Below are 13,895 nucleotides of genomic sequence, written 5' to 3' on the forward strand. Positions count from 1 at the left end.
CACGCGCGGGAACTGGTTGACGTCGACACCTCTCGGTATGACCCGCAGTTTTTCTTCCGGCACCGTCGGGTAATGGCGTTGCACGTAGGCGCGCACGGTGTTGGACACGCAGATCACGCGTTCGCCACTGGTCATCACCGCGCTGTAGCGGCTGGGCGAGTTCAACCCGTGCACGGTGGTCACCCAATGCGGGCGCTGTACGGCGGGCATGGCGCGGATCGCGTACAGGCCCAACCAGGCCGGCAGCCGCGAACGGGCATGCACGATGTCCGCACCAACTTCGGCAAACAGCCGGCGCAGGGTCGGCAGATGGCGCAGGGTCAGCAGCGACTTGCGGCCGATATCCAGGGTGAGGTGCTCGGCACCACTGTCCAGCAGCGGCTGCACCAGGCGGCCACCGGCAGACACCACCAGCGCGCGATGGCCGGCGGCAACCAGGGCCGCAGCGATTTCCAGGGTCGAGCGCTCGACACCACCGGAGTGCAGCGCCGGCAGCAACTGCACCACGGTCAATCGGCGCATCGAAGGGGCCGCCGTTTAGTCGGCCAGCACGAACACGGAACCGCAGTACGGGCACTGCGCTTCGCCGTTGGGCTCGTCTTCGATCGGCAGGTACACGCGCGGATGCGAGTTCCACAGCGCCATTTCCGGGGTCGGGCAGCTCAACGGCAGATCGCTGCGGTGCACGGTGTAGCGCTTCTCGGCGTTGGCGGGCGCGGTGGCGGTATGGCTCATGGCGGATTCGGTGAACGGGTTGCGAGGCCCGTGATTCTAGCATCTGGGCCGCAACGACATTGCCCCGCAACGGGCCTTTGCACGCCGCCGCCGATGCCTCGCATCTCCCCACCGCGCGCCGGGCGGCGGCGATTCCGGGGATTTCGCGGTCGTTCCGGCAGGTTCGCTCGCCAGAATCGACTCCAGCGATATTTCCCGCATTTGGATCGAACTAAATGGCACTTGCCAGCGCGCGGCGGCTGTTGCAGGATCGGGCCAGGTCGCACCTCGACCCACCCAACCCAACCCGATCGCATGGCCCGCCCCCACCGGACCGGCATCGCCTCTTCCACTGCCAGCCTGGCGGGCGGAGCGATGCTGTCCGTGGTGTCCGCCGATGCGGGTTCGCCCGCCGCCAGCCCTTCCGGGAGACCCTTGCATGACCCTGTCCGATCCGCGCCGCGCCCTGCTTCCGCTCGCCCTGGCCCTGGCCTGTGCGACCACTGCGATGCCGGCGCGGGCGCAGGGGCTGCAGACCTCGTTCGAACCGGGCGAACCTGTACCGGCGCAGGCCACCGGTGCGCTTCAGGTCACGATCGGCAATGGACCGGCCGCGCCCTACGCCGCCAAGCGCAACGCCGGCTACAGCGGCCTGCATGCGCTGCGCTACAGCAGCGAAGGCGGCAGCGCGCGGCGCGAACTGTTCAAGGCCGACCTGCCCATCGAGGCCGATACCACGCTGTCGTGGCTGGTGCTGCCGGAAATCGTCGGCAAGGACACCGTCGCCTCGACCTATGTATCGCTGGACCTGCTGCTGGACGATGGCAGCCGCGTTTCGGCCGGTGCGGCACGCGACCAGCATGGCGTGGCGATCGGCGCACGCGCGCAGGGCGAATCGAAGACGCTGTACCCGCAACAATGGGCCCGCAAGGCAGTGCGGCTGGGCGACGTGCCCACGCTGAAGGGCCGCCGCGTGGTGGCGATCGAGCTGGAGGTAGCCAGTGCCGAGGACGCGCCGGTCTCTGGCTGGATTGATGACGTGCGCCTGGATGCCCAACCGCGGCAGCGGCCGCAGCGCGTCTCCGACTGGGTGCTGACCACCCGCGGCACCCAGGCCAACGGCACCTTCTCGCGCGGCAACAATTTCCCGGCCACGGCGGTGCCGCACGGGTTCAACTTCTGGACCCCGGTGACCGACGCCGGCGCACTGAACTGGCTGTACCGCTGGAACGAACAGAACGATGCGCAGAACCGCCCGCAGCTGCAGGCACTGGCACTGAGCCACCAGCCCAGCCCGTGGATGGGCGACCGCCAGACCTTCCAGGTGATGCCCTCGGCCAGCCGTGGCGTGCCGGACGCCGACCGCCGCGAGCGCGCGCTGTCGTTCGACCGCCGTCATGAAAGCGCGCGCCCCTACCGCTACGACGTGCGCTTCGACAATGGCATCGCTGCTGCCATCGCACCGACCGACCATGCCGCGCTGTTCCGCTTCGAGTTCCCCGAGGGCGGCGACGCCAACCTGCTGTTCGACAATGTCGATGCGCGTGGTGGCCTGACCCTGGACACGGCCACGCAGACCCTCAGCGGCTACACCGATACGCGCAGTGGCCTGTCCAACGGCGCCAGCCGCATGTACGTGGTGGCCAGCTTCGACAAGCCGTGGCGCAGCAGCGGACGCCTCGACACCGGCCGCCCGACCGGTTACATCAAGTTCGATGCTGGCAGCGACCGGCAGGTGACGATGCGCATCGCGACCTCGCTGATCTCGGTGGAACAGGCGCGTCACAACCTGGCGCTGGAAATCTCCGCCGCCGACACGCTGGAAAGCGTGGCGGGCCGTGCGCAGGATGCATGGGACGCGCGCCTGGCCCGCTTCGACATCGGCGATGCCACTGACGACCAGAAGACCACCTTGTATTCCAGCCTGTACCGGCTGTACCTGTATCCCAACTCGGGCCACGAGAATGCCGGCAGCGCGGCCGCGCCTGACTGGCGCTACGCCAACCAGGCCAGCGCCAGCGACGACAACACCGAAGGCAGCGCGAACCGCAGCTTCACCGGCGTGCGCGATGGCAAGGTGTTCGTCAACAACGGCTTCTGGGACACCTTCCGCACCACCTGGCCAGCCTATGCGCTGTTCACGCCCGACGATGCCGGGCAGATGGTGCAGGGCTTCATCGAGCAGTACCGTGCCGGTGGCTGGATCGCACGCTGGTCGTCGCCGGGCTACGCCGACCTGATGGTCGGCACCAGTTCGGACGTTGCCTTCGCCGATGCGTGGCTGAAGGGCATCGGCGGCTTCGATCCGGCCGAGGCCTACGCCGCCGCGCTGAAGAACGCGACCGTGGTCCCCCCCGACCGCCATGTCGGCCGCAAGGGCATGGACCGTTCGACCTTCCGTGGCTACGCCAGCGCGGACGTGCACGAAGGCATGTCGTGGACGATGGAAGGCGCACTGAATGACTTCGGCATCGCCAACATGGCCGACGCTCTGGCCAAGCGCGCGACCACGCCGGCCGCACGCGAGCGCTACAGCACCGAGGCCGACTACTTCCGCCATCGCGCCGCCAGCTACGCGACGATGTTCGATCCGGCCGCCGGCTTCTTCCAGGGCCGCAACGCCGATGGCCAGTGGCGCGTGGACGCCAAGGCCTACGACCCGCGCGTGTGGGGCCACGACTACACCGAATCCAATGGCTGGACCTTCGCCTTCACCGCCGCCCACGATGGCGAAGGACTCGCCGCGCTCTATGGTGGCCGTGACAAGCTGGCAGCGAAGCTGGATGCCTTCTTCTCCACGCCGGAAACCGCCGACCCCGCGTTTGCCGGATCCTACGGCGGCACCATCCATGAGATGACCGAAGCGCGCGATGTGCGCATGGGCATGTACGCACACAGCAACCAGCCGGCGCACCACATCCCATGGATGTACCTGTACGCCGGGCAGCCGTGGAAGACCCAGCAGCACGTGCGCGAGATCCTGTCGCGGCTGTATGTGGGCAGCGAGATCGGGCAGGGCTATCCGGGCGACGAGGACAACGGCGAGACCTCCGCGTGGTACGTGCTGGCTTCGCTGGGCCTGTATCCGCTGCGCATGGGCGCCCCGGAGTACGTGATCGGTTCACCGGCGTTCGAACATGCGAGGGTGGAACTGCAGGGCGGTGCGGTGCTGACCGTGAACGCGGCCAACAACTCACGCGAGAACGTCTACGTGCAGTCGCTGAAGATCAATGGCAAGCCGTGGACGAAGACCTGGGTGCCGCACGAGCTGATCGCCAAGGGCGCGACGCTGGACTTCGTGATGGGGCCGCAGCCGTCGCGCTGGGGCAGCGGCGTGGACGATGTGCCGCGCTCGCTGACCGCGCCGGGCCAGCGCCCGCAGCTGCTGCACGACCTGCTCGGCAGTGGCGCCAAGGCGACGCTGGCCGATGGCCGCGCCCTGCCGGCGCTGGTCGATGACGATGCAGCCACCACCGTCGGCCTGGGCGGCGGCGCAACCATCGCACTGACCGGCCTGGGCGACGGCGTGCCGACCATGTACACGCTCACCAGCGGTGACGGCCGCATCCAGGGCGGCGAATGGACGCTGGAAGCGCGCAGCGGCAACGGCCGCTGGATCGTGCTCGACCAGCGCAGCGGCGAAGCCTTCGAGTCTGCCCGCCAGACCCGACCGTTCCGCATCGCCAAACCCGGTCGTTACAGCGAGTATCGGCTGCGCCTGGCCGCACCGGGCCGGCTGCCGCTGGCGGAGATCGAACTGTTGGCGCCCAGCGCCGTACAATGAGCCCCATGCGCTACCGTCTGCTGCCTCTGGCCCTTGTTGCCCTTTCCTTCTCCAGCTTCGGCCAGACCCAGGCCTTTGATGCGCAGCTGACCCGCGACGGCGTGACGCTGAACTACCAGGACGCCCGTGGCGCCCTGGCCGCGCCGCAGCGAAAGCGGGTGATCGATACGTTCTACTTCGCCTACCTGCGCGAACGTGCGGACTTCCACCCGGCCGCGCCGTCGATGGTGCGCATCGTGATCGACCCGGCCTACACGGGGATCGCCTTCGTCGGTGACAAGGACCAGGCCGCAACGATCACCATCAACCCGGGTTGGCTGGCGCAGCACCCCAACGACATCGACCTGGTCACCCATGAGGCCATGCACATCGTGCAGGGCTATCCGGGCTATGGCGACGCACGGGTGCCGGGTTGGCTGGTGGAGGGCATCGCCGACTACGCACGCGACCGCTACGGCATGGACAATGCCGCCGCGGGCTGGGCACTGCCGGGCAAGGTCGAGAAGGGGCAGAACTTCGACAGCGGCTACCGTGTCACCGGTGCGTTCCTGAAATGGGCCGACGCCGAACATCCGGGCCTGGTGCTGGCACTGGACAAGGCCCTGCGCGACGGCCGCTATGCACCGGCGCTGTGGCAGAAGCACACCGGCAAGGCACTGCCGGCGCTGTGGGCGCAGTACGCCAAGCCGCGTTCCGACGCTCCGCCGCCGGCCCCTGCACGCCGCGGCAAGCGGCGCTGACTGGGCGATCAACTGGGTATAGCCGCGACTGGATAGAGTCGACTGGGTAGAGTCGACTGTTAGTCGACTGACTTTCGTACAGCCCCCGAAACCCCGCGCTTCGCGCGATAGTCGACCAACGGTCGACTCTACCTCGCTGGCGTCTACGCCTCAGCGCGACTGCACGAAACCGGCGTACAGCGCGAACAGCTGCTGGAAGTACCGCCGCGTCACTCGATTGCGCATGACACCCTCGCCGATGGGAAGTTGGTCGGGCCCAGGGTGGGAAGGCCGGTCCGGTCCCTTCCCACGGCCGGGCCGCGTGGGCGTATTGGGCCGCAGCGGCGTTGCAGGGAAATGACCGGGCGGCGTAGCGCATGTGGCAGGTTTGGCGGCCGTTGCGGCAAATGAAAACACCGGGCAATGCCCGGTGTTTTCATTTACGCCGCCGTCCAACCGCGCCAGCGCCATCCTTGTTCCGACCAGGAGCCCCTTCTTGTTGAAGGGGCGCGCCGAAGGCGGGGGTAGAGGAAGAATGCGTGGGCAGCGGAAGTGGGAAAGAAGGCTTATGCCTTCTTTTCCGCTTCCAGCTGCTTCCTGATCTGCGCATCGACCGCCGCAATGGCGGTCATGTTCAGGATCCGGCGCGAGGTCGCGCTGGTGGTTAGGATGTGCACCGGCTTGTTCACGCCCATCAGGATCGGGCCGATCGCCACGCCGTCGGTGAACACGCGCACCAGGTTGTAGGCGATGTTGGCCGCTTCCAGGTTCGGCAACACGAACAGGTTGGCGCGGCCCTGCAGGGTCGAGCCCGGCAGCAGCTTCTGGCGCAGCGCTTCATCCCATGCGGTGTCGCCCTGCATTTCGCCATCCACGTTCAGACGCGGGTTGCGCTTGAGCAGCAGCTCGCGCACCTGGCGCATCTTCAGCGCATCCTTCGAATCATGGCTGCCAAAGTTGGAGTGCGACAGCAGCGCCACCTTCGGCTCGATGCCGAACAGCTTCATGCGATAGGCCGCCTGCAGGGTCGCCTCGCACAGCTGCTCGGCGGTCGGATCTTCCTGCACGTGGGTATCGACGAAGAAGAACACGCCCTGCTGGTTGATCACGCCGGTCATCGCCGAGGTCGAGGTGACCTTCGGCTCCAGCGGCAGCACGCTGCGCACGTAGCCCAGCTTCTTGTGGAAGCGACCGACGATGCCGGTCAGCATCGCATCGGCCTCGCCACGGGCCACCATCACCGCTGCGATCAGGGTCGGGCGCGAACGCATCAGGTTCTTCGCCGCGGCCACGGTCACGCCACGACGGCCGGTCAGGCCGTGGTAGTACTGCCAGTATTCGTTGAAGCGCGGGTCGTCGTTGATGTTGGTGACTTCAACGTTCTCGCCGATCTTCAGGCGCAGGCCCAGGCGCTCGATGCGCGACTCGATCACTTCCGGGCGGCCGATCAGGATCGGATGCGCCAGGCCGTCATCGACCACGTTCTGCACCGCCTGCAGCACCACTTCCTCTTCGCCCTCGGCGTACACCACGCGCTGCTTGTCGCTGCGCGCGCGGTCGTACACCGGCTTCATCATCAGGCTGGTGCGGTAGACGAACTGGGCCAGCTTGTCGCGGTAGGCGCCCATGTCCTCGATCGGGCGCGAGGCCACGCCCGAATCCATCGCGGCCTGGGCCACGGCGGCCGACAGTTCCACCAGCAGGCGGCGGTCGAACGGGCGCGGGATCAGGTATTCACGGCCGAAGCTCGGGGTCTCGCCGCCGTAGGCCGAGCCCATGTCGGTGGCCGCGCGGCGCGCCAGCGCGGCGATGGCACGCACGCAGGCGATCTTCATTTCCTCGTTGATCGCGGTCGCACCCACGTCCAGCGCACCACGGAACAGGTACGGGAAGCACAGCACGTTGTTGACCTGGTTCGGATAGTCCGAACGGCCGGTGCCGATGATCGCGTCCGGACGCGCAGCGCGCGCCACCTCCGGCATGATTTCCGGGGTCGGGTTGGCCAGCGCGAAGATCACCGGATCCGGCGCCATGGTCTTGACCATGTCGGCGGTCAGGATGCCCGGTGCCGACAGGCCCAGGAAAATGTCCGCGCCGTCGACGATCTCGGCCAGGGTGCGCTTGTCGGTGTCACGCGCATAGCGCTGCTTTTCCGGGTCCAGGTCGGTACGACCGGTGTGGATCACGCCCTCGCGATCGAAGGCCAGGATGTTCTCCGGCTTCAGGCCCAGCTGCACCAGCATGTTCACGCAGGAAATGCCGGCCGCGCCCATGCCCGTGGTCGCCAGCTTCACGTCCTCGATCTTCTTGCCGGTGATCGCCATCGCGTTGAGCACGGCCGCGCCGACGATGATCGCCGTGCCGTGCTGGTCGTCATGGAACACCGGGATCTTCATGCGCTCGCGCAGCTTGCGCTCGACCACGAAGCATTCCGGCGCCTTGATGTCCTCCAGGTTGATGCCGCCGAAGGTCGGTTCCAGCGAGGCGATGATGTCGACCAGCTTGTCCGGGTCGGTCTCATCCACTTCGATGTCGAACACATCGATGCCGGCGAACTTCTGGAACAGCACGCCCTTGCCTTCCATCACCGGCTTGCCGGCCAGCGCGCCGATGTTGCCCAGGCCCAGCACCGCGGTGCCGTTGGAGATCACCGCCACCAGGTTGCCGCGGGCGGTCAGCTCGCTGGCCTGCTGCGGGTCGGCCTTGATCGCTTCACAGGCGTACGCCACGCCCGGCGAATACGCCAGCGACAGGTCGCGCTGGGTCAGCATGGGCTTGGTAGCGGAAACCTTGATCTTTCCCGGCGGGGACATCCGGTGGTAATCGAGGGCGGCCTGTTTGAAATCTTCGTTGGACATCGATGTGGGTTACATGAATGGGCAGAAGGGACAGGGGATGATACCCCCGTTGGAGCGTCCGGACCTGTCGCTATCCTGTCGCAAGCATGCTGCGACCGCACAATTCCGTGCCGTATGCGACGGTACCGCGATACCAGCTTCGGCGCTGCCCATGACAGCCATGGGACGCCCTGAAACGCCGCGGGGCCGTACCACTGACGTGATCGGCCCCGCGGTACCACACACCTGGATCAGCCCTTGGCCGGCAGCGCCTCGGGCAGCGCATCGACCGGCGGCGGCAGTTCGCTCTCGCGGCCATCCAGCGCCAGCTGCAGGCGGTTGCGGTCCAGCGCGCCTTCCCAGCGCGAGACCACCACGGTGGCCACCGCATTGCCGATGAAATTGGTCAGCGAGCGGCATTCGCTCATGAACCGGTCCACGCCCAGGATCAGCGCCATGCCAGCCACCGGCACCTCCGGCACCACGGCCAGGGTGGCGGCCAGGGTGATGAAACCGGCGCCGGTGACACCGGCCGCGCCCTTGGAGCTGAGCATGGCGACCAGCAGCAGGGCGATCTGGTGGCCCAGGGTCAGTTCGGTGTTGGTGGCCTGGGCGATGAACAGTGCCGCCAGGGTCATGTAGATGTTGGTGCCGTCCAGGTTGAACGAGTAGCCGGTCGGGACCACCAGGCCCACCACCGACTTGCTGCAGCCGGCGCGTTCCATCTTCTCCATCAGCGACGGCAGCGCCGACTCCGACGAGGAGGTGCCGAGCACCAGCAGCAGTTCGGCCTTCAGGTAGCGCGCCAGCTTGAACACCGAGAAGCCGCACAGGCGGCAGACCAGGCCCAGGATCACCGCGACGAACAGGAACGCGGTGAGGTAGAACGAGCCCACCAGCCAGGCCAGGTTGATCAGCGAGCCGACGCCGTACTTGCCGATGGTGAAGGCGATCGCACCGAAGGCACCGATCGGGGCGGCCTTCATCAGGATGTGCACCAGCTTGAACACCGGGGCGACCAGCGCCTCCAGGAAGTTCAGCACCGGCTTGCCCTTGTCGCCCACCATCGCCAGCGCGATGCCGAACAGCACGGCCACGAACAGCACCTGCAGGATGTTGCCATCGACAAAAGCGCTGAGCAGCGTCTTCGGGATGATGTCCATCAGGAAGCCGACCAGGGTCAGGTCATGCGACTTCTCGACGTAGCTGTGCACTGCGGTCTGGTCCAGCTCGGCCGGGTTGATGTTCATGCCCGCGCCGGGCTGCACCACGTGCGCCACGATCATGCCGACAATCAGCGCCAGCGTGGAGAAGAACAGGAAGTACGCCATTGCCTTGGCGAACACCCGGCCCACCGTGCGCAGGTGGGTCATGCTGGCGATGCCGGTGACGATGGTGAGGAAGATCACCGGCGCGATGATCATCTTCACCAGGTTGATGAAGGCATCGCCGAGCGGCTTCATCTTCTCGCCGACCAGCGGTTCGTAGTGGCCGAGGATGGCACCCAGGACGATCGCCACGATCACCTGGAAGTACAGCTGGCGATAGATCGGCAACGGCTTTGCAGGCACCGGTGCTGCGGTCGGGATGTGCATGGCGGACTCCGGAAGGGGCGTTTTCAGGCACGTACGGCCCCGGGACTGCACGGGAGCCGTTACCGTGGAAACTGACCGCAGGCCCTGTACTGCACGCACAGGGGGTGCGACCAATGGACGCCTTTGTACGCGCCAGGCACGCCGGCGCAGATAACCTATTGGTACTAGCCCCCCGGTTCAGGTGGCACAGGTGCCTACACTGGCGCCGCACCGCCCAGAAACGGGAAGGCCGGTGGCCCGGGCTGAACGGCTGGGCATGTCCCTGCGAAAGTTTCGGCCCCTGCGGCCGTTGATGTCCTGTCCAAACGCAATCTGAGAGAGCCGCACCCAACATGCGCCCGAATCCCACCTTGCTGGCCCTGTCGCTGGCCGCCCTACCCGCCCTCGCTTCGGCTGCGGATTTCGACAACTGGCCGACCAAGTACACCTTCGGCGACGGCACCGAGTTGGCCGCTACCGCCAACATCGCCTACGACTACAACGACTTTTCCTCGGCCAGTGGCCTCGAGGACGACGACGCCGTGCGCCGCAAGGAATTCGGTGCGACGCTGAAGAAGAAGGGCGTGTACGACGCGATGGTCTACTACGACTTCCAGGCCGATACCTGGCTGGACGTGTTCGTGCGCTTAGAGAGCAAGGCCTTCTTCGGCCGTGACGTCGGCCGCTTCCGCTTCGGCTACATGAAGACCCCGGTCGGCCTGGATGCGAACACCTCTTCGCGTGCCGGCAGCTTCCTGGAAACCTCGCTGCCGGTGCAGGCCTTCTACGAAGGCCGCCGTACCGGTGTGGAATGGGTGCTGGAGCGCCCGCAGTACCTGCTGCAGGCAGGCGCCTATGGCGGCAAGGACCTGCAGGGCGACAACCCCGGCACCACCCAGGCGGTGCGTGCGGTGTGGACGCCGGTGAAGGCACCAGGTGACGTTATCCACCTGGGCCTGGCCTACTCGCAGGAGAACCCACGCGGCTACAGCGATGGCCGCGACGTGCACCACGAGGCCAGCGCCCGCCTGCGCGCGCGCCCGGAAGCCGGCCTGACCGACATCCGCTACGTCGATTCCGGCGCGCTGGTCACCGCCGACCAGATCCGCCGCACCGGCCTGGAAGGCATCTGGATCCGCGGCCCGTTCTCGCTGCAGGCCGAAGCGCTGCGCGCCACGGTCACCCGCCATGACGGCAAGCCCGACTTCACCGGCAGCGGCCAGTACGCGATGGCCAGCTGGGTGCTGACCGGCGAATCGCGGCCGTACAACGCCGGCGCGGTGGCCAACATCAAGCCGGCGCACAACTACGGTGCGGTCGAACTGGTGGCGCGTTACAGCCGCCTGGACCTCGACGATGGTGACATCCTGGGTGGCCGCCAGCACGACCTGACGTTGGGTGCGAACTGGTACCTGACCAGCCACTTCAAGTTCCAGGCCAACTACGTGAAGGTCGACGCCAGCCGTCGTGGCGTGCACAGCACGCCGGAGATCTTCGAACTGCGCGCGCAGATGCACTTCTGACCCCTTCCACGTCAGACCCCGGCGGGCGTGCACGCCACGCCCGCCGGCCCTGCGTAGACTGCCGCCATGTACTGGCTCAGCCGCCACCGGATGCTGTTGCTGACGATCCTGGTGATGGTCGGTGGCACCGTGCTGTGCGCGGTCGCCGCTGGCCATTACGCCTGGCGGCGCGCGCTCGGCGACGAAAGCAGCCAGGTGCAACGCCAGCTGCAGCTGTATGGCCAGGGCCTGCAACAGCGCATCGACCGCTTCGGCACCTTGCCGCAGGTCATGGCGCTGGATCCGGATCTGCTGCACGCACTGCGTGTGCCGCCCTCGCCCGGCGAACGGCAGCGACTGAACCTGAAGCTGCAACGTGCCAATGAAGTCACCCGGGCCTCGACCCTGACCCTGGTCGGCCACGATGGTGTGGCGGTGGCGGCCAGCAACTGGGACCAACCGACCAGCAACGTCGGCGAGAACTACAGCTACCGCCCCTACTACCGCCAGGCGCTGGCGCAGGGCCGTGGCCGCTTCTACGGCATCGGCATGACTACCGGCGTGCCCGGCTATTACCTTTCGCAGGCCATCGAGGATGACGGCAAACGGCTCGGCGTGGTGGTGATCAAGGTCGAGCTGTCCGCGCTGGAACAGGAATGGTTGAGCAGCCCGGACGTGGTGCTGGCCAGCGACGACCATGACGTCGTATTCCTGTCCAACCGGGACAGCTGGCGCTACCGGCTGCTGCGTCCGCTGCGTGCCGGTGAGCGCCGCGAAATGCTCGATGCACGTCAGTACGCCGACCGTGCCCTGCAGCCCTTGCGTGCACGTACCGAAGACGTGCTGTCCGATGGCGGCCGCATGGTGCGGCTGCTGGATCCTGCGCTGCCGCAGCCGATGCTGTGGCAAAGCCTGGCGCTGCCCGCCGAGGGCTGGAACCTGCACCTGCTGCACGACGCCGGCGCCGCTACTGCTGCCGGTCGCGCGGCCGCCCTGACCGGCGGTGCCGCGTGGCTGGCCTTGGGCTTCCTGGTGCTGTTCGTGCAGCAGCGCAGGCGCTTGGCCAAGCATCGCCTGCGCAGCCGCCGCGAACTGGAAACCCTGCTCAAGCAGCACGCACAGGAGCTGCGCACCGCACAGGATGGCCTGCTGCAGGCCGCCACCGACGCCGACAGTGGTCTCAGCCGCAGCCTCGAACACCTGCCGCAGGGTGTGGTGGTGATCGACCGCGACCTGCGCCTGGTCGCGTGGAATTCGCGCTATCTGGAACTGTTCCGGTTCCCGGCAGACCTGGTGCGCGTGGGCCGGCCGATCGAGGAACTGTTCCGTTTCAATGCCCGTCGTGGCCTGCTCGGTCCCGGCCCGGTGGACGAGGCCATCGAGCGCCGCCTGAACCACCTGCGCAGTGGCCGCCCGCACATGCGCGAGAGCGAAAAGGACGACGGCACGGTGCTGGAGATCCGCGGCAATCCCCTGCCTGATGGCGGCTTCGTCACCAGCTACGCCGACATCACCAGCTACAAGAATGCCGCGCGCGAACTGCGCTCGCTGGCCGATGCGCTGGAACACCGCATCGCCGAACGCACCCGTGACCTGGACGAGGCGCGGCGCGAGGCCGAGCAGGCCAACCGCTACAAGACCCGCTTCGTCGCCTCGGCGGTGCACGACCTGCTGCAGCCGCTCAACGCTGCGCGCATGTTCGTCTCGGTGCTGCGCGGCAAGCTGGGCGACCCGGCGCAGCAGCAGACTGCCGATCATATCGATGCCGCGCTGGCGGCGCAGGACGCGATCCTCAACAGCCTGCTGGATATAGCGCGCTTGGAGTCGGGCAGTCTGCCGACCCGTGTGCAGGCGTTCCGGCTCGGACCTTTGCTGCAGACGCTGGCGCGCGAGTTCGGCATCGCCGCACAGTCGCGTGGCCTGGTGGTCGACTGGGTCGATACCGATGCGGTGGTGGTCAGCGATGAAGCCCTGTTGCGCCGCATCCTGCAGAACTTCCTGTCCAACGCGCTGCGCTATAGTGAACGCGGCCGCGTGCTGCTCGGCTGCCGTCGCCGTGAAGGCATGCTGTGGATCGAGGTGCACGACCAGGGCCCCGGCATTCCCGACGCGTTGCAGGGCGAGATCTTCGAGGAGTTCCGCCGCCTGCACGACGGCCAGCAGCGCGGCGCTGGCCTTGGCCTGGCCATCGTCGATCGCATCGGTCGCCTGCTCGGGCATCCGATCCGGCTGCGCTCGCAGCTGGGCCAGGGCAGTGTGTTCGCGGTAGGCGTTCCGTTCGGTGAAGCCAGCGCGATTCCCGCCACGGCACCCGCGCCGGTGCTGGTGCAGGAACCGGCCGCGGACAATCCGCTGCGCGGGCGCCGGGTGTGGGTGATCGACGACGATCCACACGTCTGCGCGGCCAGCCGCGCGCTGCTGGAGCGCTGGGGCTGCGAGGTGGCGCTGGCCGACGGTCCACAGGCGGCGCTGCAGGTGGCAGCAACAGGCGCGGTACCGGAGCTGGTGCTGCTGGATGTGCGCATGGGCGATCACCACGGGCCGGTGCTGTACGAGACGTTGGCCGAGTTGTGGCAGGCCCGCCCGCCGGTGGTGCTGGTCACTGCCGAGCGCGATGCGGGATTGCGTGAGATGGCCGTCGAACGCGGCTGGGGAATGATCGCCAAGCCGGTTAAGCCACCGGCGCTGCGGGCGCTGATGAGTCAGTTGTTGATCCGGCATCGCGGGTAGTTTCCAGCCAACGGCGCAGCCCCTCGTGGGTGGTG

Annotated in this window: 8 protein-coding genes; 4 read left to right on the forward strand and 4 right to left on the reverse strand. The window is 67.4% G+C overall.

Annotated features, from left to right (window positions below; translation table 11 throughout):
- Together N5E02_RS12140 and N5E02_RS12145 are read right to left on the reverse strand one after the other, a co-directional pair.
- The coding region (locus N5E02_RS12140) for a glycosyltransferase (protein ID WP_279946298.1) at window positions 1–522 on the reverse strand (522 nt) is incomplete at its 3' end.
- Window positions 523–537: 15 nt separating this feature from the next.
- A complete protein-coding gene (locus N5E02_RS12145) occupies window positions 538–735 on the reverse strand; it encodes a zinc-finger domain-containing protein (RefSeq protein ID WP_005410967.1) in 198 nt (65 codons plus the stop codon).
- A 418-nt stretch (window positions 736–1,153) separates the two neighbouring features.
- On the opposite strand from N5E02_RS12145, the gene N5E02_RS12150 reads away from it, so the two are divergent.
- Window positions 1,154–4,498 carry a GH92 family glycosyl hydrolase gene (locus N5E02_RS12150; RefSeq protein ID WP_279946299.1) on the forward strand — a complete coding sequence of 1,115 codons (3,345 nt, stop codon included), beginning with the start codon at window positions 1,154–1,156 and terminating at the stop codon, window positions 4,496–4,498.
- Window positions 4,495–5,238: a basic secretory protein-like protein gene (locus N5E02_RS12155; protein WP_032954509.1), complete on the forward strand. Its 744-nt coding sequence runs from the start codon at window positions 4,495–4,497 to the stop codon at window positions 5,236–5,238. The genes N5E02_RS12150 and N5E02_RS12155 overlap by 4 nt, the downstream gene beginning before the upstream one ends.
- Before the next feature lie 545 nt (window positions 5,239–5,783).
- Here N5E02_RS12155 and N5E02_RS12160 read toward each other — a convergent pair.
- Window positions 5,784–8,075 carry an NADP-dependent malic enzyme gene (locus N5E02_RS12160; protein WP_005410971.1) on the reverse strand — a complete coding sequence of 764 codons (2,292 nt, stop codon included), beginning with the start codon at window positions 8,073–8,075 and terminating at the stop codon, window positions 5,784–5,786.
- A gap of 230 nt (window positions 8,076–8,305) precedes the next feature.
- Window positions 8,306–9,649 carry a dicarboxylate/amino acid:cation symporter gene (locus tag N5E02_RS12165; protein ID WP_005419151.1) on the reverse strand — a complete coding sequence of 448 codons (1,344 nt, stop codon included), beginning with the start codon at window positions 9,647–9,649 and terminating at the stop codon, window positions 8,306–8,308.
- Window positions 9,650–9,981: 332 nt separating this feature from the next.
- Here N5E02_RS12165 and N5E02_RS12170 point away from each other — a divergent pair, with 332 nt between their 5' ends.
- Together N5E02_RS12170 and N5E02_RS12175 are read left to right on the forward strand one after the other, a co-directional pair.
- Window positions 9,982–11,151, forward strand: a complete 1,170-nt coding sequence (locus N5E02_RS12170; protein WP_279946300.1) for a porin — start codon at window positions 9,982–9,984, stop codon at window positions 11,149–11,151.
- 66 nt (window positions 11,152–11,217) lie between these two features.
- Window positions 11,218–13,860: a PAS-domain containing protein gene (locus N5E02_RS12175; protein ID WP_065185359.1), complete on the forward strand. Its 2,643-nt coding sequence runs from the start codon at window positions 11,218–11,220 to the stop codon at window positions 13,858–13,860.
- Window positions 13,861–13,895: the final 35 nt, after the last annotated feature.

The organism is Stenotrophomonas sp. GD03777 (genome assembly GCF_029842485.1).
Taxonomy (GTDB): domain Bacteria; phylum Pseudomonadota; class Gammaproteobacteria; order Xanthomonadales; family Xanthomonadaceae; genus Stenotrophomonas; species Stenotrophomonas sepilia.